Raw genomic sequence first — 24,751 nt, forward strand, 5'->3', positions numbered from 1 at the left:
TTCTGCCATGGAACTGACACACGTGGCTGTGGGAGACGGAGACTGTACTGTTCGGCTCGACGGGCCGTCGACCAGGCACGCTGTCCTGCTGCTGCCCGGTGCGGGGGACGCCCCGGACGTCTACGACGATGTGTGCGCCCGCCTGCACAATTCGGATCTGCGCACCATCGTGCCCGAGTCCATCGAAGGTCTCGACGACTCCGCTGTGATGGGGCTGCTCGACGAGCTGAAGGTGGGATGGGTCAACCTCGTGGGAAGCCGCGAGGGCGCCGAGCTCGCCTGGACGCTCGCCGCTCGCCAGTTCGGGCGCTTCGCCAGTCTCGTCGTTGCCGATCGGGGTCACCCGGCGGCGCCCGACGACAAAGGTGTGGTCCGCGAAGCGGGATGCCCACCGGTGGAGCTCCCGACCACCGTGATGGTCGGAAGCTCCACGCGGCGAGCCGAGGCCGATGCGAGTGGTCGCTTCGTCTACTCGGATTTCCGCGTCGTGGAACTCGACGGTGTCACCAATGTCCCGGCCTCGGCTGCCGCCGCGCTCGCCACCGAGATCGTTCTCCGCACCAGCCCCTGGTAGCGAGCGCCGGGTCGATTACAGGCCGCTGTCGTCGACGTCGAGCCCGAGCAGGGCGTTCTCGACGACCTCGGGGAGAGCCGGGTGTATCCAGTACTGGCCCCGAGCCAACCGGTGTGCCGTCACATCGAAACTCATGGCCTGGATCAAGGGCTGGATCACCGTGGAGGCCTGTGCGCCGATCACATGCGCGCCCAGCAGTCGCCCGGTGCCACGCTCGGCGATGATCTTGCAGAAACCCTCGTCGTCTTCCATGGCCCACCCGTAGGCGACGTCCCCGTAGGCCTGAATCTTCACGGTGACGTCCCAGCCCGCGTCCCGAGCCTCGCGCTCGGTGAGCCCGACGTGGGCGATCTGCGGGTCGGTGAACACAGCCGCGGGCACGACACGATGGTCGGTACGGCGCAGGCCCGACGTGTCCTGCCACGCGTCCCGCAGCAGGTTGTGCTGGACGACGCGCGCTTCATGGTTGGCGACGTGCTTGAGCTGATAGGGCGAAGAGACGTCGCCGAGCGCGAACACCCCCTCGGCGCTGGTGCGCTGGAACTCGTCGACGACGACGCGCCCCTGGTCGAGGTCGATGCCGCCGGCGGCCGCATCGATCACATCCCCGTTGGATCGACGGCCGGTGGCCACGAGGAGGGCGTCGCCCGACACGACCCGTCCGTTGTCGAGTTCCACCGCGACCCCGGCACCGTCCGGGCGCACCGACGCCACCGTCCGGCCACGGTGCACATCCCACTTCGAGACCGCCAGATCCGTGAACTGACGGGCCACGTCGTCGTCCAGATGGCGCAACAGGTGCTCGCCCCGCGAGATCAGCGACACCCGCGTGCCCAGTGCCGAGAACACGTGCGCGAACTCCGCGGCAATGAACCCGGCTCCGATGATCACCAAGCGCTCGGGGAGTTCGGTTAGCCGCATGATGTCGTCGTTGGTGTAATACGGCACCCCCGAACTGCGCACGACGTCCGGGATGATCGGCCGCGATCCCGCAGCGACCACCACCTGATCCGCGGTGATGACCTCACCTGCTCCGGTGTCGATCGTCCGCGGCCCGACGAAGGACGCGTGCCCGCGGAAGAGCGTCGTATTCGGGGTGTCTTCAGCGCGGTAGCGCTCACCGCCCGCGGAGATGGGATCGATCCGGCCGAAGACTCTTTTGACGATGTCGGGCCAGCGCACACCCTCGAGCTGGGCGTCGACGCCGAATTTCGCGGTATCGGTGACCGTGCGGGCCACTTCGGCGGCGTAGACGAACATTTTGGTCGGAATGCACCCGACGTTCAGGCACGTCCCGCCGAACGTGCCCTTCTCGAGGAGTGCGATCTTCTTGTCCGAAAAGCGTTCGTCGGGAAGGGAATTGCCCGACCCGGAGCCGATGATGGCGAGATCGAAGTGGGTCATCGCGGCGTCTCCGCGGAATTGTGGCCGTGCAACCAGTCGAGCCAGAGGTCCACCTCGGCGAACGCCTGGGCGCGAGGTTCGTCCGAAGACAGGAAGACGTCGTGCCGGGCGCCCGGAATGGGCACTATCGTCGTGCGGTCGCCGAGACACCCGGCCCACCGGGCGATCTGCCGGACATCGAGGACTGCATCGGCTGTGTCGACCTGAGGGTCGTATCTCGGAGCGAAGTACGACGCCTTGGAACGCAGAATCAGCGCAGGAACACCGATATCGAGACCCCGGTGCAGTTGCGCATGCCCGCGGCGCACCGCCCGGAGCCAGCCGAAGGTGACAGGAAAACCGCCCAGCGGTTTCCAGTCCAGGTTGTAGTTCCAAATTCCGTTGCCGTCGACGTGGAGACTCACCCCGTAGGTGTCGAGGGTGGTCTTAGGAACGATCGACTTCCGCTTGACACGGCCCAGTGCGTCGACGGCCACCGTTCCCACATTCCGCAGGTACGACGGCCCCTGCAGGTCGAACCACGGGCTGTTCAGGATGACGCCGCTGACGCCGAGGGCCGCGGTGCCGCCGGCCTTCTTCTGCCGTCGGTGCAGCCACAGCGGGAGTACGAGTCCTCCGGTGGAGTGTGCGACCAGCAGGACCTGGCCCTCGCCGGTCTGCTCGCGCACGACGCGGAGCGCTTCGTCGAGTTCGGCGTCGTACAGCGTGAGGTCCGACACGAAGTGCGCCGTCTGACCGGGTTTGAGGGAACGACCACACTTGCGCAGGTCCAGGGCGAAGAAGGCGTATCCCTGGTCGGCGAAGTGCTCGGCCAGGTGTTTCTGGAAAAAGTAGTCGGTGAACCCGTGCACGTAGAGCACGGCCCGGCCGGTCCGTTTCGTCTCCTGTGCGGGCTGGTAGCGGATCAACGTTGCCTCGACCTCACCTTCGCCGTCGGGATCGGTACCGAGGGGGATGGTCACCTGCTGATATCCGTCGCCGAGGACGTCGGGAGCCCATGTAGTCACAGATCACAATCTAATGGGCGATCCCGGGCCGCGGGGAGGGGCACAATTGGGGCAGGTAACTTCTGCTCATACGCGCGGGTAACCTATGCGGCGAACACGGCAGGCGGATGCGCGCACGGCTAATGGACAAGGAAGTCGATTCTCCAGTGTCAGATCAGAACGCGGTAGAGACGAAGACGGATGTAGTGCTGGTGGGCGCGGGCATCATGAGCGCGACGTTGGGGGCGATCCTGCGGCAGGTGCAGCCCGACTGGTCGATCACCACCTTCGAACGGCTCGACGCCGTCGCGGCCGAGAGCAGCGACCCGTGGAACAACGCCGGCACCGGTCACTCCGCGTTGTGTGAACTCAACTACACACCCGAGAACCCCGACGGCACCGTCGAGATCGCGAAGGCCGTCAACGTCAACGAGCAGTTCCAGGTGTCGCGCCAGTTCTGGGCGCACGCCGTGGAGAACGGCGTCCTGACCAAGCCGAAGGAATTCATCAACCCGATTCCCCACGTCAGCTTCGTGCACGGCGAGGCCAACGTGAAGTATCTGCGCGCCCGTTACGACGCGCTCGCCGGACACCCTCTCTTCGCGGGCATGGAATACGTGGAGGATCCGGTCGAGTTCGCCCGCCGCCTGCCGTTGATGGCGAAGGGCCGCGACTACAGCGATCCGATCGCGCTGAACTGGACCGAGAACGGCACCGACGTCGACTTCGGTGCCCTCACCAAGCAGCTTCTCGGCTACGTCGGTGCATCCGGCGGCATCGTGCATTTCGGTCATGAGGTCACCGATCTCACCAAGCAGTCCGACGGCAGCTGGGTCGTCAAGGTCGCCAACCGCCGCAACGGTGCCAAAAAGGTGGTGCGCAGCAAGTTCGTCTTCGTCGGCGCCGGCGGCGGTGCCCTGCATCTCCTGCAGAAGTCGGGTATCTCCGAGGCCAAGGGCTTCGGCGGATTTCCGGTCAGCGGAGCCTTCCTGCGCTGCACCAATCCGGAACTCATCGACCAGCACCGCGCCAAGGTATACGGCAAGGCAGCCGTGGGCGCTCCGCCCATGTCGGTGCCGCACCTCGATACCCGGGTGATCGGTAGCAAGCCCGGACTGCTGTTCGGCCCTTACGCCGGCTGGTCACCCAAATTCCTCAAGGAAGGTCGCATTACCGACCTCCCCGGTTCGGTCAAGCCCGACAACCTTCTGTCGATGCTCGGCGTCGGTGTCAGTGAACTCGGCCTGGTCAAATACCTGATCAGCGAGCTCACGAAGTCGGAGGCCGGACGCATCGACACGCTGCGCGAGTTCGTACCCAAGGCCGTGGGCAAGGATTGGGAATTGATCACGGCCGGCCAGCGTGTCCAGGTGATCCGGCGGGCCAAGGGCAAGGGCGGTGTCCTCGAGTTCGGCACCGCCGTGGTCAATGCCGCGGACGGCAGCATCGCCGGTCTGCTCGGTGCGTCTCCCGGCGCGTCCACGGCTGTGCCGGCCATGCTCGACGTACTCGAGCGCTGCTTCCCGGACCGGTACGAGTCCTGGAAACCGAAGCTGCAGGAAATGGTGCCGTCGCTCGGGGTGAAGCTCACTGACGAACCGGGGCTGTTCGCGCAGGTCTGGGAGCACACGTCCAAGGTTCTTCAGCTCGATACCATCGCGGTGGAAGAGGCCTCGGTCGCCGCGGTCTGACGACGACGGGCGGGCTCGGCTGCGGGCGCGCGCCGAGCGGGCCTGTGCCATAGTTGCTTGTCATGACGGCAACTGCAGCACTGAAGCGTGCGTGGGCACTCGATCTCGACAACAAGACGCTCTATGAGTTGCTGAAGCTTCGAGTCGAGGTGTTCGTCGTGGAGCAGGCCTGCCCGTACCCGGAGCTGGACGGGCAGGATCTGCTGGCGGAGACGCGCCATTTCTGGTTGGAGCAGGACGGTCAGGTGGTCTGCACGCTCCGGCTGCTCGAGGAGCACGGCGACGGCACCACCTCGTTCCGGATCGGGCGACTGTGCACGTCGCGGCCCGCGCGTGGGCAGGGCCATACCACTCGTCTCCTGCGGGCGGCGCTCGCAGAGGTGGGGTCCGCACCCTGCCGGATCAACGCCCAGACCTACCTGGTGGATATGTATGCGAAGCACGGATTCACGCCGGATGGCGAGGAGTTCGTCGAGGACGGTATCCCGCACGTGCCCATGAAGCGTGGTGGCGGGGCGCCCCGCGGTGCGGGGGATACGGCGTCGGTATCGGATGCGCAGGGTGCCCCGTCGACGGCGGGCCGGTGAGCGCCGACTAGGGTCGGCGAAGGAATGTCCGCGGGGAAGTCCTGTTCCAATCAGGCGCGGTCCCGCCACTGTGACGGATCTCTGATTCGCTGCTGCCACGGGCGCGGCGAATCGGAAGTCCCAGCCAGATCGCCGCGGCATTCGTACCAGCCAACAGCTCTCGGCGAGGAAACCGGGGCGTGAAGGGATGCATCGTGCGCACGAACCGTGACGTGGACCAGTCTCCACGGGATTCCTCGACGGGTTTCCCGTTCAGTGCGGTGGTCGGTCAGGACCAGCTGCGTCTGGCGCTCGTCCTGTGCGCCGTCCACCCGGGCATCGGCGGCGTCCTGGTGCGGGGCGAGAAGGGCACGGCCAAGTCGACGGTCGTCCGGGCGCTCACCACGTTGTTGCCGGCGGTCCGTGACGAGAACGGCCCGCGGCCCGCGCGGCTGGTCGAGTTGCCGGTGGGAGCCACCGAAGACCGTGTGGTCGGTTCACTCGACCTCGAGAAAGTCTTGCGCGACGGTGAACGCGCCTTTCGTCCGGGCCTGCTGTCCGCCGCCCATCAGGGCGTTCTCTATGTCGATGAAGTGAATCTGCTGCACGATCATCTGGTCGACGTTCTTCTCGACGCCGCAGCGATGGGCCGGGTGCATATCGAGCGGGACGGCATCTCCCACTCGCATCCGGCGCGGTTCGTTCTGGTGGGCACCATGAATCCGGAAGAAGGTGAACTGCGGCCGCAGCTTCTGGACCGTTTCGGCCTCGCTGTCGATGTCGCTGCGTCGCGTGACGTCGATGTGCGGATGGAGGTGGTGCGGCGGCGCCTCGACTTCGAACGCGACCCGCAGACGTTCGCCGCTCGCTATGCCGAGCAGGATCACGCTCTGGCCGCCGCCATCCTGGAAGCCCGGAATCGACTCGATTCGGTGGAGCTCGACGACACCGAGCTGCGCCGGATCGCGTTCCTGTGCGCCTCGTTCGACGTCGACGGTATGCGCGCCGATCTCGTCCTCGCTCGCACGGCCACCGCGCACGCCGCCTGGCGCGGTGCGGACGCCGTGACGGCTGAGGACGTGCGGGTTGCTGCGGAGTTGACGTTGCCGCACCGGCGCAGGCGGGACCCGTTCGACGAGCCGGGCCTCGACCAGGATCAACTCGACGATGCGTTGCGTCAGGCCGACGAGGACACCAGGGCGGCCGAAGAACCGCCCGCCGAAGCACCGTCGAGCGAGGATTCGTCCGAGCCGACCGCGGGCGAGGCCGCGGAGGATCCCGACGGACCCGACGACCCGCGCGGACCCGGGGGCGGAGCGCCGCCGCCGGAGCGGCCTGCCGGGCCTGCGGGCTCGCAGTTCACCACCAAGCTGCTCGAGATTCCCGGTGTCGGCGAAGGCGCTCCCGGCCGGCGCTCACGTTCCCGCTCGTCGCGCGGTCGAGCGGTACGGGCAGCGAACGAGCAAGGGCACGGCCTGCACCTCGTGGGCACGCTGTTCGCGGCAGCGGAACGGCAGGCCGCTCGCGGACGCACGGCCGGCCGGATGATTCTGGACTCCGCCGACCTGCGAGGCGCTGTCCGAGAAGGCCGCGAGGGAAACCTCGTGGTGTTCGTCGTGGACGCGTCCGGCTCGATGGCGGCACGGGATCGACTGTCCGCGGTCACCGGGGCCGTCGTCTCACTCCTGCGCGATGCCTATCAGCGCCGGGACAAGGTGGCCGTCATCACCGTGCGTGGACGAGACGCCGAACTGGTTCTGCCACCGACATCGTCGGTGGACATCGCGGTCCGTCGGCTGCGCGGGATGCGCACCGGCGGTAAATCGCCTCTGGCGGAAGGCTTTCTGCGGGCTCGGCAGGTGGTATTGCGTGAGCGGCTCCGTGACCCGCAACGCCGGGCGCTCGTGGTCACACTCACTGACGGACGGGCCACGGGCGGCAAGGACGCTCTGCACCGCGCCAGAGTGGCGGCAGGGTTGCTCGCCGACAGTGCAGTCGCCTCGGTGGTGGTGGATTGCGAGACCGGAATGGTCCGGCTCGGTCTGGCGGCAGAACTGGCTCGGCACCTGCGTGGTGGGTACGTCCGACTCGGTGAACTCTCCGCGCAGCACGTCGCAGGTGTCGTTCGCGCTGCGGCATAACGACATTCGACGTAACGGAACCGGCATACAAGAAGCCGGGTGTTATCGAACGGTAGGAGAGTAGGACATGCCCAAGGGTGTTCCCGAGAACGTCCCGAACGACGGCCTCACCACGCGGCAGCGAAGGAACGCACCGATACTCGCGGTCCACACCGGCCCGGGTAAGGGAAAATCCACCGCGGCTTTCGGGATGGCGTTGCGTGCGTGGAACCAGGGCTTCGACGTCGGGGTGTTCCAGTTCGTGAAGAGTGCCAAGTGGAAGGTGGGGGAGGAGGCGGCGTTCCGTGCCCTGGGGCAACTCCACGAGGACACCGGGGTCGGCGGCGCCGTCCAATGGCACAAGATGGGTGAGGGCTGGTCGTGGGCGCGGAAGCACGGCTCCGAGGAAGACCATGCCGCGGCCGCTGCCGAGGGATGGCGTGAAATCGCCCGGCGGCTCGCTGCGGAGGAACACCGCTTCTATGTGCTCGACGAGTTCACCTATCCCCTCAAGTGGGGGTGGGTGGACGTCGACGAGGTTGTCGCGGTGCTGCGTGACCGGCCGGGTGCTCAGCACGTCGTCATCACAGGCAGGGATGCCCCGCAGGCGTTGATCGACGCGGCCGACCTCGTGACGGAAATGACGAAGATCGCCCATCCGATGGACGCCGGCCGCAAGGGCCAGCGAGGCATCGAGTGGTGACTGCGCACTCTGCGGTTCCCGCCGTAGTCATTGCGGCCCCCGCCTCGGGGAGCGGAAAGACGACAGTCGCCACGGGCCTGATGGGTGCGCTGGGTCAGTCGGGAAATGCGGTGGCGCCGTTCAAGGTCGGCCCCGACTACATCGATCCCGGCTACCATGCCTTGGCCGCGGGTCGGCCCGGACGCAATCTCGACCCGGTGATGGTGGGAGCCAACCGAATCGGCCCGCTCTACCGTCATGGGAGCACCGAGTGTGACATCGCCGTGGTCGAGGGTGTCATGGGATTGTTCGACGGCAAGATCGACGCCGCGTCTGCGGAGCCGTCGGCCGAGGGGTCGACAGCACAGGTCGCGGCACTGCTCGGCGCTCCCGTCGTGCTGGTGGTCGATGCCCGCGGGCACAGCCAGTCTCTGGCCGCTGTGCTTCACGGATTTTCGACGTATGACGCGTCGGTGCGCATCGGCGGTGTGATCCTCAACCGGGTCGGAAGCGCCCGGCACGAGGAGGTGCTGCGGCAGGCGAGCGAGCGCGTCGGGCTCCCTGTGCTGGGCGCGGTTCCCCGGATGGCGGAACTGGAAGTGCCGAGCCGGCATTTGGGCCTCATTCCCGCAGCCGAACACGGCGCCGCTGCCATGCAGGCCGTCGAGGCAATGACTCGGCTGGCCGCCCGGCATCTCGATCTGGCGGCGATCCGGGCGCTAGCGAGCTCTGCGATCGACGGACCCGCGTGGGATCCCACCGTCGAGGTGGGTGACGTGCCCGCCGGTGCTCGCCCGACGGTGGCAATCGCCGGCGGCCGAGCCTTCACTTTCGGGTACGCCGAACATCGAGAACTGCTCGCGGCGGCCGGAGCGCGCGTCGTGACCTTCGACCCGCTGCACGACGAACTGCCCGCGGACACGTCCGGAGTCGTCCTTCCGGGTGGCTTCCCGGAAGAGCATGCCGCCGCGCTTGCCGGGAACGGGCGCCTCCTCGCACAGATACGCGCACTGGCCCACGGCGGCGCACCGATCCACGCCGAATGCGCCGGACTGCTGTATCTCGCGCGCAGCCTCGACGGTTCAGCGATGGCATCGGTCATCGATGTCGACGCCTCGTTCGGCTCGCGCCTGACTCTGGGCTACCGCGATGCCGTGGCATTGACCGATTCGCCGCTCTTCGCTGCGGGCGAGCGGGTGGTGGGGCACGAATTCCATCGAACGTCGCTCACCCGGGCAGAGGCGCCCGGCTATGCGCCGGCGTGGGGATGGCGGCCGTGGGACGGTGCACCCGCGCGCGAAGGTTTCGCCGGAGGGGGCATTCACGCGTCGTACCTTCACACGCATCCGGCGGGACACCCCACCTCTGTCGCGCGGTTCGTGAGCGCCGCCCGCGACTTCGCCGACCATGGTTGAGGTCTGCGTGGGCATCGGGTTCCGCACGAGTGCGTCGAGCGCCGACATCGTCTCGGCGGTGCGCGCGGCGTTGGAGTCCGCGAACGTCGAGGCGCCCGTGACATTGATCTGCCTGGGCACTCTCGACCGCAAGGCGAACGAGCCTGCCGTCGTGGGTGCGGCCGCGGTACTCGGGGTTCCGGTCCTCGGATTCGACACCGGAGATCTCGGTGGCGTCGTCGTCCCACACCCGTCCGGCGTGGTGCATGCACACACCGGGTCGCCGAGTATCGCGGAGGCGGCGGCGGTACTGAGCGCCGGCTGCGGGCCACTGATCATTCCCAAACGGTCCGCGAATGGCGTCGTCGTCGCGGCAGCCCGTAAAGTTTCGTAGGTTCGAGACAAGACTTACCGGAAAATCTGGAGAAACGGGGATAGCGCGTGACTGCCGCCACCGGAGACGAGACCAACTACCTGGTCGGCCTCAATTTAACCGATCGCCGTGTGGTCGTGATCGGTGGCGGAAGCGTCGCACAGCGTCGACTGGGCCTGCTCATCGCATCGGGAGCACGCGTGCATCTGATCAGCCGCGCCGTCACTCCCGCGGTCGAGGGGATGGCGACGTCCGGTCAGATCACCCTGGAATTGCGCGACTATCGGGACGGTGACCTCGACGGCGCCTGGTACGCCATCGCCTGCACGGACGAACCCGACACCAATGCGACGATCGTCGCCGAGGCCGAACGGAACAGGGTGTTCTGTGTCCGGGCAGACAACGCCCGGTACGGCACGGCCGTCACCCCGGCCAGCGCGGGCTACGACGGCTTGAGCATCGGTGTGCTGGCGGGCGGCGATCACCGCCGCTCCGCGGCTGTGAGAAACGCCCTGGTGGAGGGCCTGCAGTCCGGAGTCGTTCCCGACACCGACGAGGCGCCCGCTGCCGGTGTGGCGCTGGTAGGCGGAGGTCCCGGTGATCCCGACCTCATCACCGTCCGTGGCCGCCGACTGCTGTCGCGCGCCGACGTCGTGGTGGCCGATCGCCTGGCGCCGCCGGAGCTTTTGGCCGAACTCGGTCCCGATGTCGACGTGATCGATGCTGCGAAGATTCCGTACGGCCGCGCGATGGCGCAGGAAGCCATCAACGCTGCCCTGATCGACAACGCCAAGGCGGGCAAGTTCGTGGTTCGTCTGAAGGGCGGCGACCCCTACGTGTTCGGACGGGGGTACGAAGAGCTCGAGGCGTGCGCGGCAGCAGGCGTCCCCGTCACGGTCGTCCCCGGTATCACCAGCGCGATCTCGGTCCCGTCGGCCGCCGGAATTCCGGTGACCCACCGAGGAGTCACCCACGAGTTCGTGGTCGTGAGCGGTCATGTGGCTCCCGACCACCCCGATTCTCTCGTCGACTGGTCGGCGCTGGCGCGGCTGAAGGGCACCATCGTGTTGCTGATGGCCGTCGAACGCATCGACGCGTTCGCCACGGTCCTGATGGCGGGCGGCCGGCCCGTGGACACCCCGGTCACCGTCATCCAGGAGGGCACACTGCGTACTCAGCGCACGCTCCGCGCGGATCTGCAGAGTGTCGCGGCCCGGGTGAAGGAAGAGCAGATTCGGCCGCCCGCCATCGTGGTCATCGGACCGGTGGCAGGGTTTAGCGTGGACGCTGGGTAACGTGAACGCTCGTGTCTGATTCCCGAGTGCCGAAATCTGCTTCAGTGAACTCTGCGGCAGATGCCCCAGCGGTCCCGGCCGCGGCGACCCGTGTGCTGGGTCTCGCCATCATCGTCCTCAGTGGATTGCAGATGATGGTGGTCCTCGACGGGACCGTCGCCAACCTGGCCCTGGCTCCCCTGCAGGCAGACCTCGGTCTCACCGACAGCGGCCGTAACTGGGTGCTGACCTCCTATGCCTTGGCGTTCGGTGGGCTCATGCTCCTCGGGGGCCGGCTGGGGGACGCCTTCGGCCGCAAGAAGATGTTCATCGGCGGCGTCGCGCTCTTCACCGTCGCCTCCTTGTTGTGCGGCCTCGCGGTCAACGAATTCATGCTGATCGGTGCCCGCTTCCTGCAGGGTGTGGGTGCTGCGGTGGCCTCGCCCACCGCGCTGGCCCTGGTGGCCACGACGTTCGCCGCCGGTCCCGCGCGCAACCAGGCCATCGCGATCTTCGCTGCAATGACGGGGATCGGATCGATCGCGGGACTGATCATCGGCGGTGCACTCACCGAAGTGTCGTGGCGGCTGATCTTCCTCATCAACGTGCCGATCGGTGTGGTCATCGTGCTGTTCGCCTTCACGTCGTTGAAGGAGACGGCCGGTGAGCGCCTGGCGCTCGACGTACCGGGCGCCGTTCTGGCGACGGTCGCGGCAACCGGTGTGGTGTTCGCTCTCACCGAGGGGCCGGAACTGGGGTGGACCAGTCCCTTCGTGATCGGTGCGCTCATCGCGGGTCTGCTGCTGTTCGTCGCGTTCCTATACGTCGAGCGCACCGCCGACAACCCGTTGCTTCCCTTCTCGCTGTTCACCGACAAGAACAGGGTGGCCACCTTCGTCGCCATCTTCTTCGCAGGCGCCGTGATGTTCACGGTCGCCGCCTTCGTGGCGCTGTTCGTCCAGGACATCCTCGGTTACAGCCCACTCGAAGCGGGCCTGGCCTTCATCCCGTTCGCGTTCGGTCTGGGAGCCGCGGCCTTCGTGGCGTCGAAACTCGCCGTCCGCATCCAGCCGCGCTGGCTGGTGATCGCTGGGGCGGCCATCATGGTGGTGGGCCTGCTCTACGGTTCCACCCTGGACGCGTCGGCGACGTATCCGGCCAACCTGTTCGTGCCGGTCGTGGGAATCGGTTTCGGCGTCGGACTTGCCGTTGTTCCGCTTCCTCTGTGCGCCATCGCGGGAGTACCGGAAACCGAGATCGGACCGGTGGCCGCCATCGCTCAGGTCGCGCAGACGCTCGGCGGCCCGCTCGCCCTCGCTCTCATCGGGGCGATGGCGACGTCCCGCACGCTGTCCCTCGGTGGGGTGTCGGGCAAGATCGGCGACATGACGCCGGCGCAGATCACTGCGCTCGGTGAGGGCTACACCTTCGCCCTGGTAGGCAGCGCCGTCTGTGCCCTGATCGCCGGGCTGGCGGCACTGTTCATCCGGTTCACTCCGCAACAGGTTGCGCAGGCGCAAGCGGCCGAGAAGGCAGCGCAGCAGTCCTGACTTTCCCTCCCCGGGGCGTGCGGGCGAAAAGATCCGTAATCGTTGTGCCTGGCGTTCTGTAACTGTCTAGGGTCATTTATATGGATGACCGGGTAACAGACACTGCAGCGGTCGGCGTCGTTCCGGAGGACAGCGTGCGGCACGTTCGCACGGTGATCATCGGCAGTGGTTTCGCGGGACTCGGTGCGGCTATACGACTGAGCAAGGACGGGCGGGAGGATTTCCTCGTCCTCGAGCGGGACAGTGACGTCGGGGGCACGTGGCGCGACAACACCTATCCCGGCGCCGCCTGTGACGTGCCCTCGCACCTGTACTCCTACTCGTTCGCACTCAACCCCGAATGGTCACGTTCGTTTTCGGCACAACCGGAGATCCAGCACTACATTCGCAGGGTTGCGCGTCAGTACAACGTCCTCGGAAAGCACGTCTTCGATTGCGACGTGACCGAGGCCCGCTGGAATCGCGGCGTCTCGCGGTGGGAGCTCACCACCAGCCGCGGCCACTTCTCGGCGGACACCGTGATCTGCGCGTTCGGGGCGCTGGCCGAGCCCTCTCTGCCGAGCATTCCCGGGATCGAAGTATTCGACGGCGAGATCTTCCACTCGGCGCAATGGAATCACGATGCCGACCTCACCGGCACACGCGTTGCAGTGATCGGCACGGGAGCATCGGCAATTCAAATCGTTCCTGCCATCGTCGACCAGGTGCAACACCTGGACGTGTATCAGCGCACCGCCCCCTGGTTGCTGCCGCGATTCGACCGGGCCTATACCCGGATCGAGCGGTGGGCCTTCCACCACGTGCCCGGCGTCCAGCGACTGCTCCGCGCCGCAATCTACGGAGGCCGGGAAGTGCAGGTGGTCGGTCTTGCCAAGGCGCCCGTCTTCATGAAACCGCTGGAGTGGCTGGCGCGCATGAAGATCCGGACAGAGATCAAGGACCCGGCCCTGCGTGAGAAGGTCACTCCGAACTTCCGGATCGGCTGCAAGAGAATGCTGATTTCCAACGATTACTACGCGGCCCTCGATCGGGACGACGTCGAACTCGTCACCGACCCGATCGCGGAGATACGAGAGCATGCGGTGGTGACGAGGGACGGCACCGTGCGTTCGGTGGATGCCATCGTCATCGCGACCGGATTCCAGGTGACGGATTCACCGATGTTCGAGGTCATCTTCGGGCGGGACGGACGCAGTCTGGCGCAGGTTTTCGGTGAGGCCGGTATGCAGGCCTACAAGGGCGCGACTGTCGCCAACTTCCCCAACATGTTTTTTCTCGTCGGACCCAACACGGGGCTCGGCCACACGTCGATGGTGTACATGATCGAATCACAGATCAACTACGTCGCCGATGCTATTGCGGCGTTGGAGCAGAACGGAATTCGCACGGTCGAGGTCCGCAAGGAGGTTCAGGACGATTACAACCGGGACCTTCAGGAGAAGCTGTCGAACAGCGTCTGGATGACGGGCGGATGCGCCAGCTGGTACCTCGATCGGCACGGCAACAACACCACACTGTGGCCCGACTTCACCTTCAAATTCCGCCGCCAGACACAGCGTTTCGACATCGCAGCCTACGAGGTGTCCGCCGACGCGGGCACGCCGGTGGGGTAGCGGCGGCCACGGCCCACTGTCCTGATGCCGTCCTGATGCCGGACTGCCTCAGTGGCGAACGGGCCGGTACCGGCGAACAGGTCTGCCCGCGCCCCCGTACTCGAGGCGTACTTCGAGTAAACCCTCGGCCAGGTAATGCTCGAGGTACCTGCGCACGCTCACCCGGGACAGTCCCGCGAGCTCGGCGCATTCCATGGACGACAACTCGCCCCGCTCCTGCACGATGTCGAGGACCAACTTGCCGGTTTCGACGCTGAGCCCCTTGGGGAGGCGGCCCGGGTCGGCGTTCTTGCCTGCGCTGCCGAACAGGGAGTCGATCAACGACTGATCCGCGCCGGATTGCGATTCGAGTGCCCGTGCCCGTCGCCGAAAGTTCTCGAGCTTCTCCTGCAGGTGGGCGTACTCGAACGGTTTCACCAGGTAGTCGGAGGCGCCGCCGTGCAGCGCCCGGCTGACGGTGTCGATCTCGCGCGCAGCCGTGATCATGATCACGCCGACCGGATTTCCCTCCGCCCGGAGGGACTGGAGGACATCGAGTCCGGACATGTCCGGCAAGTACACGTCGAGAAGCACGAGATCCGGCCGACGGGAGCGCACGGCATCGAGGGCGTCGGCCGCGGTCCGCGCGACTGCGACGGTGGTGAACCCCGGCGTCTTGTCGACGAACCGGCGGTGTATCTCCGCGACCATGAAGTCGTCGTCGACGACCAGCACCTCATACATCGTTCCGCCGAACGGTCATGGTCGGAGAGTCTAACTACGGGGAACGTGGACGGTGAACAAAGCGCCACCGGTGCCGGGCGCGTCCGACACCGATGCGAATCCGCCGTGCTGCGCGCTGACCAGTCGCACCAGGGCCAGCCCGATCCCGCGACCGCCTGGCACCCCTGTCTTGGACGTGACTCCCCGGGAGAAGATTTCCTCGCGCATCGACTCGGGTACCCCGGGGCCCGAGTCGGCGACCTCGATCAAAATGCCGTCGCCGTCCGTGATTCGAATCGATATCGTCGCGTGCGGTCCGCCTTCGGACACGTCGACGGCATTGTCGATGAGATTTCCGACCACGGTGATGACGTCGGTCGCGAGTTCGGGGTCGAGTGCGTGCAGGCGTGAATCGGGCTCCAGTGTCAGAGACACTCCGGTCTCCGCCGCCAACGAGGTCTTCGCGATCAGGAGGGCGGCCACGGCGGGATCGGAAATCCTTTGCGTCACAGCGTCGCTGATCTCTGCGCGGCGTCGAGTGAGCGTTCCGACGAATTCGGTGACGGCGTCGTAGTCACCGAGCTGCGTGAGTCCCGAGATGGTGTGCAACTGGTTGGCGAATTCGTGCGTCTGCGCGCGCAGCGTGTCGGTGACGCTCTTGTGGGACGACAGCTGGCTCTGCATCGACGCGAGCTCGGTGCTGTCGCGCATGGTGGTGACGGTGCCGATCTTGTGGCCCTGGCTGGTAGCGGCCCGCCGGCTGAGCGCCAGCATGCGCGAGGACGTCGAGAGCACCACGTCACGACCGTCCTCGCCGGTGAGGAGATACCGGCGGACGCCCGGGTCGAGTGGGACGTCGTCGACATGCCTGCCGACGACGTCACCGCTGAGGTCGAGTAGTTCCTGGGCGCTGTCGTTGAGGAGCGTGATGATGCCGTCGGTGTTCACCGCCACTACGCCCTCACGGATGCTGTGAAGCAGGGCCTCCCGGTGGTCGGCGAGACTGGCGATCTCGGCGATCTCCAGCCCCCGGGTGTGTGTCTTGATTCTGCGTGAGAGGAGCCACGAACCGAGAAGTCCCAGCCCGGCGCCGATACCGAGGTAGAGGAGCAGGCGCGCACCGGCACTGCTGAGCAGGGCCCAGGTCGACGGGTAGTCGTCGCTGACCGACACTGCTGCCAGGACATCACCGGTGGCCGTGAGGATAGGAACGTGGCCGACGATGGCGCGCCGGTCGTCGACCACGACATCACCCGACCAGGCGCGGCCGGTCAGCACGTCGCTGCCGCCGAGTTCCGCGGGCAGCCCGATCCGGGTGGGGTCGGAGGACACTGCCGTCACCCCTTCGGGTGTGACGATCTCCGCCAGTGTCGCGCCCGACAGATTGACTGCCCGATCCACTTCAGGGGCGAGGACCCGCTCGACCGACGGGTCCGAGAGGCGGTCACGCACCACCGGGGTCGAGGCGACGTTCTCGGCCACGGCGACCATGCGCTGGCCCTGCAATTCGCGAAACTCCACCGTCGATTGGTGAACCGAGACGGCAGCGACCGCGAGAAGGACGACGCCGACGACCACCAGCTGGAGCAGCAGGACCTGCCCGGCAAGACTTCGCACTCTGGGGTGACGTGGTGACCACAATGAACTTAAGTTCCATTTCGTTCGCATAGGTGACGTGCGTCACCAATGGGGACAGTATTGCCGAAGATCACATCGATGGCGAAATGGGGAACGATGGCGAGAACAGGTGGCGGAAGCAGCGTACGCGCGGTGCTCCTGCTGGCGCTCGTAGGCCTTCTCGTGGCCGGGTGCGGAGTTACCCGTGGCGAGGACGAGGGCTTGCACAGGGTGCGGATGATGGTTCCGAACAGCCCCGGCGGCGGCTACGACCTCACCGCGCGGACTGCGGTGAAGATCATGGAAGATCAGGACATTACCGGCCGAGTCGAGGTCTTCAACGTCATCGGTGCAGGCGGAACGGTCGCCATGGCTCGACTGATGAACGAGTCGGGCAACGACGATCTCATGATGATGATGGGTCTCGGAGTCGTCGGTGCCGGTTACACCAACGGGTCGTCCGCCCGCGTGTCCGACGCGACCGCATTGGCGAAGGTGGTGGAAGAGCAGGAAGGCATTCTGGTTCCTGCGGATTCGCCGCTGCGCACCATCGACGACTTCGTCGCGGCGTGGCGGGCCGACCCGGCCTCGGTCACGATCGGCGGCGGATCGTCACCGGGCGGGCCGGACCACCTGTTCCCGATGGAGACCGCCCGCGCGGTAGGGGTGGATCCCAATGCAGTGAACTACGTCTCCTACGACGGTGGAGGTGACCTGTTGACGGCGCTGCTCGGACAGAAGATCACCGCAGGCACCTCGGGGCTGGGGGAGTACGTCGACCAGATCGAAGCCGGTCAGGTGCGCGTGCTCGCGGTGTCGGGTAGCGAACGAATCGAGGGCGTCGATGCGCCGACGCTGTCGGAGGCGGGAATCGATCTCACCTTCACCAACTGGCGTGGAGTCCTTGCGCCCCCTGGCCTTTCGGGCAGTGCCCGGGCCGACATGGTGGAAGCGCTGGAGAAGTTGCACGACACACCCGAATGGAAGGAGGCCCTGGTGAAGAACGGTTGGAGTGACGCCTTCATGACGGGACCGGATTTCGAGCAGTTCCTACGCGACCAGGACGAGCGGGTCTCGTCCACCCTGTCCGAACTGGGGTTGGCATGACCACGCCCGTGCCACCGCCCGCCGGCGCCCCCGACGTGGCCCCGGCGCCACGCAAACGGGACCTGGCGCAGTTCATCGTGTGTGCGGTCATGCTCACGGTGGGCGTGTTTCTCATCGTCGACGCACTGACCCTCAGCGCCGGGTTCGCGGAGGTGGACCCGGTCGGGCCGCGGCTGTTTCCGCTGGCGGTGGGCATCGGGCTGCTCGTCCTCACCGCGATCCTCGCTGTCGCGATCCTGCGCGGCTCCACGGGGGAGGCCGACGGGGGCGAGGACGTCGACCTCGATTCGTCGAGTGACTGGCGAACGGTAGGGCTGCTCGTCGGTCTGTTCGCCGCCACCATCGCGCTGATCGACTTCCTCGGATGGGCGATCACCGGAACGTTCCTCTTCGCCGGGGCGGCAACGATTCTCGGCAGCCGCCACTGGGTACGCAACATCGCCATCGGCGCGGTGCTCGGCTTCGGTAGCTTCTACGCGTTCTACGTCGGGCTCGGAATCCCGCTGCCCGCAGGCATTCTGGACGGAATTCTCTGACATGGACAATCTGAACTGGCTGCTGCAGGGGTTCGAGCAGGCAGCCACCCCGATGAACCTCCTCTACGCATGCCTGGGCGTCCTGCTCGGTACCGCCGTCGGCGTCCTTCCCGGCATCGGCCCCGCCATGACCGTGGCGCTCCTGCTCCCCGTCACCTACAACGTCAGTCCGAGCGCCGCCTTCATCATGTTCGCCGGCATCTACTACGGCGGAATGTACGGCGGCTCGACCACATCCATTCTGCTGAACACCCCGGGGGAGTCGTCCTCGGTGATCACGGCCATCGAAGGCAACAAGATGGCCAGAGCAGGACGAGCGGCGCAGGCTCTGGCGACCGCGGCGATCGGTTCCTTCGTCGCCGGATCGATCGGCACGATGCTGCTCGTACTTTTCGCCCCCGCGGTCTCGAGTTTCGCTGTAACCTTGGGCGCCCCTTCTTATCTCGCTATCATGCTGCTGGCCCTCGTTGCCGTCACCGCGGTGCTGGGAAGCTCGAAGCTTCGTGGATGCATCTCCCTCCTGCTCGGGCTCGCGATCGGGCTGGTCGGGATCGATTTCCTCACCGGGCAACCGCGCGCCACATTCGGGATTCCGCAGCTGTCCGACGGCATCGATATCGTCGTCGTGGCAGTCGCAGTCTTTGCGCTGGGTGAAGCCCTCTGGGTGGCGGCGCACCTGCGCCGCCGGCCGGCCGAGGTCATTCCGGTCGGCCGGCCGTGGATGGGCAAGAAGGACTGGAAGCGGTCGTGGAAGCCATGGCTGCGAGGGACCGCGTACGGATTCCCGTTCGGGGCACTCCCCGCCGGTGGCGCCGAACTCCCCACCTTCCTGTCCTACATCACCGAGAAGAAGCTCTCGAAGCACAAGGACGAATTCGGCAAGGGCGCCATCGAAGGGGTCGCGGGCCCCGAGGCGGCCAACAACGCCTCCGCGGCGGGCACGCTCGTGCCCATGCTGTCGCTCGGTCTGCCCACCAACGCGACCGCGGCTGTCATGCTCACCGCCTTCGTCTCGTACGGGATCCAGCCGGGACCGACCCTGTTCGAGAAGGAACCGCTCCTCATCTGGACGTTGATCGCCAGCCTGTTCATCGGCAACTTCCTCCTGCTCGTCCTGAACCTGCCTCTCGCGCCGCTGTGGGCGAAGCTGCTCCGCACCCCGCGCCCCTACCTGTATGCGGGCATCTTGTTCTTCGCTGCACTCGGCGCCTTCGCCGTGAACCTCCAGTGGCTGGACCTGGCGCTGCTCCTGGTCTTCGGCCTGATGGGTCTGATGATGCGCAGATTCGGATTGCCCGTGCTGCCACTGATCATCGGTGTCATCCTCGGTCCGCGCATCGAACGGCAACTGCGGCAGAGTCTGCAACTCGGTGGCGGCGACTGGGGGAGTCTGTTCACCGAGCCGGTGGCAATCATCGTTTACGTAATCATCGCGCTTCTGCTTCTCGCCCCACTCGTCGCGAAGTTCGTCCGTTCGCGGCTTCCCGTCCCCACACTCGACTTCCCGGAGGGACCGTCCGCCGACGACTCCCCCGACACCAGAGAGAAGGCGCACGCATGATCGTCGTCGGTTACACCCCGGACCGGTACGGAGAGGCAGCCCTCGACCACGGCCTCGCAGAAGCACGGCTGCGCCGGACGTCGCTGGTGGTGATCAACTCCTCGAAGGGCGACGCTCTTGCGGATCAGTCGTTCGCCGACCACACGCAGCTGCAGAAACTGGAAGAGAAGCTCGCCGACAGCGGTGTCGAACACGAGGTCCGGCAAATCGTCGGCGACGAGGTAGTCGACGTCATCATCGAGGCGACGACAGCACCGACCGCCGAGCTGCTCGTCATCGGTATCCGCGACCGCACCCCCGTCGGGAAGCTGCTGATGGGGAGCACTGCGCAACGCCTGCTGCTGTCCTGCCGCAAGCCCGTCCTGGCCGTCAAACCGGAGTAGACCCCCTGTGAGTACTTGTTAACCGCCCGCGGTTGACAAGTACTCACAGGGGTTAGTCGGTGAGGATGATCAACTCCCGCTTCGAGGCGACCTCGACGCGGAGTCCGGCCTTCGCCGCCACGCGGGCGACGCCGCGCACGTCCTGGGGTTCGGCGCGGGAAAGGGTGAGTGCGCGGGCGAGCAGCCCCTTGTGGTGTTTGTTGAAATGGCTCACGACGGTGCGGGTGCCGTCCGGCTTCTCGGTGAGCACGGTGGCGATCACCGCATCCGGAATCGGGCCGAGCTGCTGATACGTCCCGGATCGCAGATCGACGACGAGGCCATCCGCTTCCGCGGTGATTGCCCGGCTCAACTCCGGCTTCCACAACGACCGGAGGGTCCCCAGACCGGGCAGCTTCGACCCGCCGGACAACCGGTAGGCGGGGATCAGGTCACCCGCGCGCACCGCGCCGAACAGTGCCGATCCCATCGCGAGGCGCGAGAGCGCCTTCGACTTCTGTGCCTTGGTGAACGACTTCGCGTCGAGCGCGTCGAACAGGACACCGGTATATCGTTCCAACGCCGGCCGGGTCGGCGACACCCACAGCTTGGCGTTCCGCTCGATCTCGTCGGCCTGCGTCGGGCCGAGGCCCAGTGCCTCCTGCGACGCCTCCGCATCGGCGGCGAGAGCCACCAGCGCCGACACCAGCACCTCTCGAGTGTCGGTGAGCTGCGGCATGGACAGCTCGGCCAGGTCGAGGGGGGCGTCGGCGCCACCATCGGACTTGGTTTCTGAGGGAGGAAGCAACACCAGCACGGTGGAGACCCTACCGATCGCCCCTTTCATCGATGCCGAAGCCGTGCCGACGCAGTGGTGCGGCTACCAGCGGACTATTCTGATGACCCGTGATTACCCGCCTCTCCCACCTGTTCCTCCGCACCTTGCGTGACGACCCCGCCGACGCCGAGGTCCCGAGCCACAAGCTGCTGGTCCGTGCCGGCTACGTACGGCGTATCGCTCCCGGTGTGTACTCGTGGCTGCCGTTGGGTTTGCGCGTGCTGCGTGAGGTCGAGCGGGTGGTGCGGGAAGAGATGAACGCGATCGGCGGCCAGGAGATTTCCCTGCCTGCGCTTCTGCCGCGCGAACCCTACGAGGCCTCCAACCGCTGGACCGAGTACGGCGACGGGCTCTTCCGCCTCAAGGACCGCAAGGGCGGCGACTATCTGCTGGGCCCCACTCACGAGGAGTTGTTCGCCCTCACCGTCAAGGGTGAGTACAACTCCTACAAAGATTTCCCGGTCACCCTCTACCAGGTGCAGACCAAATATCGCGACGAGGAGCGCCCCCGCGCCGGGATTCTCCGTGGTCGCGAATTCATCATGAAGGACTCGTACTCTTTCGACCTCACCGATGACGGTCTCATCGCCTCATATCAGGCCCACCGGGACGCCTACGAGAAGATCTTCACCCGTCTCGGTGTGAAGTATGTGATCGTGTCGGCCACTTCGGGCGCTATGGGCGGAAGTGCGTCCGAAGAATTCCTGGCGGAGAGCGAGATCGGCGAGGACACCTACGTCCGCTGCCTCGAGTCGGGCTACGCCGCCAACGTCGAAGCGGTCGAGACACTGGCGCCCGAGCCCATTCCCTTCGACGGGCTTCCTCCCGCGCAGGTGCACGACACGCCGGACACACCGACCATCGCGACGCTCGTCGACTGGGCCAACGGGGCCGACCTCGGCCGGACCGTGACGGCCGCCGACACGTTGAAGAACATCCTGGTCAAGACCCGGCAGCCCGGCGGCAAGTGGCAGTTGCTCGGAATCGGCATCCCCGGTGACCGGGAGATCGACGACAAGCGCCTCGGTGCGTCCTTGGAGCCGGCGGAGTTCGAGATGCTCACGGAGGCCGATTTCGAGGCCAACCCGTTCCTCGTGAAGGGGTACATGGGACCGAAGGCTCTGCAGGAGAACGGTGTTCGCTACCTCGTGGACCCCCGGGTGGTGGACGGCACGAGATGGATCACCGGCGCCGACGAGCAGGGTAAGCACGTGGTGGGTCTCGTCGCCGGCCGCGACTTCACCCCAGATGGCACCATCGAGGCGGCGGAGGTTCGAGACGGGGACCCGTCGCCGGACGGCGCCGGTGCCCTGGTGGCTGCCCGTGGCATCGAGATCGGCCACGTTTTCCAGCTCGGTCGCAAGTACACGGATGTGTTCTCCGTCGACGTTCTGGGCGAGAACGGCAAGCCGGTCCGGCCCACGATGGGCTCCTACGGTGTCGGCGTGTCCCGCCTCGTCGCCGTGATCGCGGAACAGCACCACGACGACAAGGGTTTGCGCTGGCCGGCGGAGGTGTCTCCCGCCGACGTGCACGTAGTGATCGCCAACAAGGACGACACCGCGCGTGAGGGCGCGGAGGGGCTCGCGGCACAACTCGACAAGGCCGGACTCGAGGTCATTCTCGACGACCGTAAGGCTTCGCCCGGCGTGAAGTTCAAGGACTCCGAGCTGCTCGGCGTGCCACTGGTCGTGGTGGTCGGGCGCGGCTGGGGTGAGGGAAAGGTGGAGGTCCGCGATCGCTTCACCGGCGAGAGCCGTGAGGTTGCCGCCGAGTCCGCGCTGAGCGAGATCGTGCAGACCGTCAGGGGCTGATCAAATCGCCGCGCGCCTTTCGTCTCGACTGTTAGCTTGGCCTGACACGTCCGGACGAAAGGCCCGCTGTGACGAACTCCCTGCTGTTCGAGCCGACTTCCTACGACCCCGAGCATTTCGACCCCGAGACGCGACGGCAACTGCGGTCGCTGATCGACTGGTTCGAAGCGCGGGGCAAGAAGAGGCTGCTCGAGGACGATCTCGGGGCGGTATGGCCGGCCGAATTCCTCGAGTTCGTGAAACGGGAGAAGCTGTTCGCGACCTTTCTGACTCCTGCCGAACTCGCGGACGGCAACCCGGACAAGCGCTGGGACGCCGCGCGCAACGCCGCGCTGAGCGAAATCTTCGGGTTCTACGGGCTGGCGTACTGGTACGCGTGGCAGGTGACAGTACTGGGGCTCGGTCCGATCTGGATGAGTGCGAACCGGGCGGCGAAGGAACGCGCCGCCCGACTCCTCGACGAGGGCGGGGTGCTGGGTTTCGGTCTGTCGGAGAAGGCACACGGCGCCGACGTCTACTCGACGGACATGCTTCTCACACCCTCTCCGGACCGGGACCTCGCCTTTACCGCGACCGGCGACAAGTACTACATCGGCAACGGCAACGTCGCCGGCATGGTGTCGGTGTTCGGGCGCCGCACCGACGTCGAGGGCAGCGACGGGTACGTCTTCTTCGTCGCCGACAGCAGGCATCCCGCCTACCACCTCGCGGGCAACGTGGTGCACGGGCAGATGTACGTCAGCACCTTCCGGCTCGAGGAGTATCCGGTGCGCGAGGAAGACATCCTGCACACCGGCGTGGCTGCGTTCGAGGCGGCGCTGAACACCGTCAATGTCGGGAAGTTCAATCTGTGCACCGGGTCGATCGGAATCTCCGGGCACGCGTTCTACGAGTCGATCACCCATGCCCACAACAGGGTCCTGTACGGCAACCCGGTCACCGACTTTCCGCATGTGCGCGGGAACTTCGTCGACGCCTACAGCCGGTTGATCGCGATGAAGCTGTTCAGTGCCCGCGCAGTCGACTATTTCCGCAGCGCGAGTCTCGACGATCGCCGGTACCTGCTGTTCAACCCGATGACGAAGGCCAAGGTCACCTCCGAAGGGGAGAAGGTGATCGCGCTACTGCACGACGTGATCGCGGCGAAAGGGTACGAGAAGAACACCTACTTCCGGGAGGCGGCTCAGCTGATCGGCACACTGCCGAAGCTCGAGGGCACCGTGCACGTCAACGTCGGACTCATTCTGAAGTTCATGCCGAGCTACCTGCTCAACCCCGCGGAGTACCCGGAGATCGGCACCCGGCTCGACGCCGTCGACGACACCTTCTTCTGGGCTCAGGGCCCGACCCGCGGCGCGGGCAAGATCCGGTTCCACGATTGGACGAAGGCATACGAGGCGCACTCGGACATTCCCAACGTTGCCCGGTTCTACGAGCAGGCAACGGCGTTGCGGGAACTGCTCACCACCGCTCCGCCCGATGCGGCGCAGCAGAAGGATCTCGATTTCCTCCTCGACCTCGGTCACCTGTTCTCGCTCGTCGTCTACGGGCAGCTGATCCTCGAGCAGGCGGACATCCTTCACCTGGATCGCGAACTGATCGACCAGATCTTCCACTTTCAGATTCGGGACTTCTCCGGCTACGCCGTTGCGCTGCACGGAAAGTCGTCCGCAACCGAAGGGCAGCAAAAGTGGGCGCTCGGAGCGATCCGGCGTCCGGTCGTACACGCGGAGCGATTCTCGCGAGTGTGGACGCAGGTGGAGAGTTACGACGGCGCCTACGAGATGAGCCCGTAGGGTTGGTCGCGGCCTTCGACGGTCGGTGGTGGCGACGTCGGTCGCGCGGCAGGGGTGTGGGAATGGCCATCCCAGGGTGGCTGGCCTCGGTGGTGTAGGCAGTGCATTCTGGTGTGGCAGAGACACTCGCCGATATTCACGTGGAATGCCGCAGACGCGGGTTGCGCTCGGCGGGTGCCTTTTTCGCGGTG

At 66.4% G+C, this 24,751-nt stretch carries 21 protein-coding genes; 16 read left to right on the top strand and 5 right to left on the bottom strand.

All coding sequences use genetic code 11. The features are described from left to right. The first annotated feature begins 7 nt into the window (after positions 1-7). A complete protein-coding gene (locus HYG77_RS29235; protein ID WP_109330887.1) occupies positions 8-574 on the top strand; it encodes an alpha/beta hydrolase in 567 nt (188 codons plus the stop codon). 15 nt (positions 575-589) lie between these two features. Here the strand turns inward: HYG77_RS29235 and mtr are convergent, their stop codons facing one another. Further along, the gene (gene mtr, locus HYG77_RS29240; RefSeq protein WP_109330884.1) at positions 590-1,978 is read right to left on the bottom strand and encodes a mycothione reductase; all 1,389 of its coding nucleotides are present in this window, start codon (positions 1,976-1,978) and stop codon (positions 590-592) included. Continuing rightward, positions 1,975-2,985 carry an alpha/beta hydrolase gene (locus HYG77_RS29245; RefSeq protein ID WP_208961350.1) on the bottom strand — a complete coding sequence of 337 codons (1,011 nt, stop codon included), beginning with the start codon at positions 2,983-2,985 and terminating at the stop codon, positions 1,975-1,977. Before HYG77_RS29245 ends, mtr begins: the two co-directional genes overlap by 4 nt. A 122-nt stretch (positions 2,986-3,107) precedes the next feature. Here HYG77_RS29245 and mqo point away from each other — a divergent pair, with 122 nt between their 5' ends. The 9 genes from mqo (at position 3,108) to HYG77_RS29290 (ending at position 14,227) form a co-directional block, all read left to right on the top strand. Then, positions 3,108-4,655, top strand: a complete 1,548-nt coding sequence (mqo, locus tag HYG77_RS29250; RefSeq protein WP_208963562.1) for a malate dehydrogenase (quinone) — start codon at positions 3,108-3,110, stop codon at positions 4,653-4,655. Between the two features lie 62 nt (positions 4,656-4,717). Continuing rightward, positions 4,718-5,242, top strand: coding sequence for a GNAT family N-acetyltransferase (locus tag HYG77_RS29255; RefSeq protein ID WP_109330878.1), 525 nt, complete (start codon positions 4,718-4,720; stop codon positions 5,240-5,242). Between the two features lie 212 nt (positions 5,243-5,454). Further along, positions 5,455-7,362 carry a magnesium chelatase subunit D family protein gene (locus HYG77_RS29260; RefSeq protein WP_109335173.1) on the top strand — a complete coding sequence of 636 codons (1,908 nt, stop codon included), beginning with the start codon at positions 5,455-5,457 and terminating at the stop codon, positions 7,360-7,362. A gap of 67 nt (positions 7,363-7,429) precedes the next feature. Next, positions 7,430-8,044 (top strand): cob(I)yrinic acid a,c-diamide adenosyltransferase, encoded by a 615-nt coding sequence (gene cobO, locus HYG77_RS29265; RefSeq protein WP_109330876.1) that lies wholly within the window; start codon positions 7,430-7,432, stop codon positions 8,042-8,044. Beyond that, on the top strand, positions 8,038-9,438 hold the full coding sequence (locus HYG77_RS29270; protein WP_208961351.1) for a cobyrinate a,c-diamide synthase: 1,401 nt from the start codon (positions 8,038-8,040) through the stop codon (positions 9,436-9,438). Before cobO ends, HYG77_RS29270 begins: the two co-directional genes overlap by 7 nt. A gap of 7 nt (positions 9,439-9,445) precedes the next feature. Beyond that, positions 9,446-9,811: a cobalamin biosynthesis protein gene (locus tag HYG77_RS29275; RefSeq protein ID WP_244373300.1), complete on the top strand. Its 366-nt coding sequence runs from the start codon at positions 9,446-9,448 to the stop codon at positions 9,809-9,811. Positions 9,812-9,858: 47 nt separating this feature from the next. After that, a complete protein-coding gene (gene cobA, locus HYG77_RS29280; RefSeq protein WP_109330870.1) occupies positions 9,859-11,085 on the top strand; it encodes a uroporphyrinogen-III C-methyltransferase in 1,227 nt (408 codons plus the stop codon). 131 nt (positions 11,086-11,216) lie between these two features. Next, entirely contained in the window at positions 11,217-12,614 is a 1,398-nt protein-coding gene (locus HYG77_RS29285; RefSeq protein WP_230990244.1) for an MFS transporter, read from the top strand. An 80-nt stretch (positions 12,615-12,694) separates the two neighbouring features. Continuing rightward, complete coding sequence (locus tag HYG77_RS29290; protein ID WP_109330866.1) at positions 12,695-14,227, top strand: NAD(P)/FAD-dependent oxidoreductase; 1,533 nt, start codon at positions 12,695-12,697, stop codon at positions 14,225-14,227. Positions 14,228-14,275: 48 nt separating this feature from the next. Here the strand turns inward: HYG77_RS29290 and HYG77_RS29295 are convergent, their stop codons facing one another. After that, the gene (locus HYG77_RS29295; RefSeq protein ID WP_109330864.1) at positions 14,276-14,950 is read right to left on the bottom strand and encodes a response regulator; all 675 of its coding nucleotides are present in this window, start codon (positions 14,948-14,950) and stop codon (positions 14,276-14,278) included. Positions 14,951-14,980: 30 nt separating this feature from the next. Continuing rightward, positions 14,981-16,597, bottom strand: coding sequence for an ATP-binding protein (locus tag HYG77_RS29300; protein ID WP_208961353.1), 1,617 nt, complete (start codon positions 16,595-16,597; stop codon positions 14,981-14,983). Between the two features lie 66 nt (positions 16,598-16,663). Between HYG77_RS29300 and HYG77_RS29305 the strand changes: the two genes are divergently transcribed. The 4 genes from HYG77_RS29305 to HYG77_RS29320 are packed head-to-tail and all read left to right on the top strand — an operon-like array spanning position 16,664 to position 20,133. After that, entirely contained in the window at positions 16,664-17,653 is a 990-nt protein-coding gene (locus HYG77_RS29305; RefSeq protein WP_208963563.1) for a tripartite tricarboxylate transporter substrate-binding protein, read from the top strand. Then, positions 17,650-18,189: a tripartite tricarboxylate transporter TctB family protein gene (locus HYG77_RS29310; RefSeq protein WP_208961354.1), complete on the top strand. Its 540-nt coding sequence runs from the start codon at positions 17,650-17,652 to the stop codon at positions 18,187-18,189. The genes HYG77_RS29305 and HYG77_RS29310 overlap by 4 nt, the downstream gene beginning before the upstream one ends. 1 nt (position 18,190) lies before the next feature. Next, positions 18,191-19,750, top strand: a complete 1,560-nt coding sequence (locus tag HYG77_RS29315; RefSeq protein WP_208961355.1) for a tripartite tricarboxylate transporter permease — start codon at positions 18,191-18,193, stop codon at positions 19,748-19,750. After that, a complete protein-coding gene (locus tag HYG77_RS29320) occupies positions 19,747-20,133 on the top strand; it encodes a universal stress protein (RefSeq protein WP_159926230.1) in 387 nt (128 codons plus the stop codon). The genes HYG77_RS29315 and HYG77_RS29320 overlap by 4 nt, the downstream gene beginning before the upstream one ends. 52 nt (positions 20,134-20,185) lie before the next feature. Here the strand turns inward: HYG77_RS29320 and yaaA are convergent, their stop codons facing one another. Then, a complete protein-coding gene (yaaA, locus tag HYG77_RS29325; RefSeq protein ID WP_109330855.1) occupies positions 20,186-20,929 on the bottom strand; it encodes a peroxide stress protein YaaA in 744 nt (247 codons plus the stop codon). 89 nt (positions 20,930-21,018) lie between these two features. Between yaaA and HYG77_RS29330 the strand changes: the two genes are divergently transcribed. Both HYG77_RS29330 and HYG77_RS29335 read left to right on the top strand, forming a co-directional pair. Then, positions 21,019-22,764 (top strand): proline--tRNA ligase, encoded by a 1,746-nt coding sequence (locus HYG77_RS29330; RefSeq protein WP_208961356.1) that lies wholly within the window; start codon positions 21,019-21,021, stop codon positions 22,762-22,764. Between the two features lie 68 nt (positions 22,765-22,832). Then, positions 22,833-24,560, top strand: coding sequence for an acyl-CoA dehydrogenase family protein (locus tag HYG77_RS29335; RefSeq protein WP_208961357.1), 1,728 nt, complete (start codon positions 22,833-22,835; stop codon positions 24,558-24,560). Positions 24,561-24,751: the final 191 nt, after the last annotated feature.

The organism is Rhodococcus sp. ZPP (assembly GCF_017656075.1).
GTDB lineage: Bacteria > Actinomycetota > Actinomycetes > Mycobacteriales > Mycobacteriaceae > Rhodococcus_F > Rhodococcus_F oxybenzonivorans.

Excerpts from the sequence above, each read along its gene's own strand:
- HYG77_RS29235 (WP_109330887.1), top strand. The coding sequence starts at position 8 with ATGGAACTGACACACGTGGCTGTGGGAGACGGAGACTGTACTGTTCGG.
- mtr (WP_109330884.1), bottom strand. The coding sequence starts at position 1,978 with ATGACCCACTTCGATCTCGCCATCATCGGCTCCGGGTCGGGCAATTCC.
- mqo (WP_208963562.1), top strand. The coding sequence starts at position 3,108 with ATGGACAAGGAAGTCGATTCTCCAGTGTCAGATCAGAACGCGGTAGAG.
- HYG77_RS29255 (WP_109330878.1), top strand. The coding sequence starts at position 4,718 with ATGACGGCAACTGCAGCACTGAAGCGTGCGTGGGCACTCGATCTCGAC.
- cobO (WP_109330876.1), top strand. The coding sequence starts at position 7,430 with ATGCCCAAGGGTGTTCCCGAGAACGTCCCGAACGACGGCCTCACCACG.
- HYG77_RS29285 (WP_230990244.1), top strand. The coding sequence starts at position 11,217 with ATGATGGTGGTCCTCGACGGGACCGTCGCCAACCTGGCCCTGGCTCCC.
- HYG77_RS29290 (WP_109330866.1), top strand. The coding sequence starts at position 12,695 with ATGGATGACCGGGTAACAGACACTGCAGCGGTCGGCGTCGTTCCGGAG.
- HYG77_RS29295 (WP_109330864.1), bottom strand. The coding sequence starts at position 14,950 with ATGTATGAGGTGCTGGTCGTCGACGACGACTTCATGGTCGCGGAGATA.
- HYG77_RS29300 (WP_208961353.1), bottom strand. The coding sequence starts at position 16,597 with ATGCGAACGAAATGGAACTTAAGTTCATTGTGGTCACCACGTCACCCC.
- HYG77_RS29305 (WP_208963563.1), top strand. The coding sequence starts at position 16,664 with ATGGCGAGAACAGGTGGCGGAAGCAGCGTACGCGCGGTGCTCCTGCTG.
- HYG77_RS29310 (WP_208961354.1), top strand. The coding sequence starts at position 17,650 with ATGACCACGCCCGTGCCACCGCCCGCCGGCGCCCCCGACGTGGCCCCG.
- HYG77_RS29315 (WP_208961355.1), top strand. The coding sequence starts at position 18,191 with ATGGACAATCTGAACTGGCTGCTGCAGGGGTTCGAGCAGGCAGCCACC.
- HYG77_RS29320 (WP_159926230.1), top strand. The coding sequence starts at position 19,747 with ATGATCGTCGTCGGTTACACCCCGGACCGGTACGGAGAGGCAGCCCTC.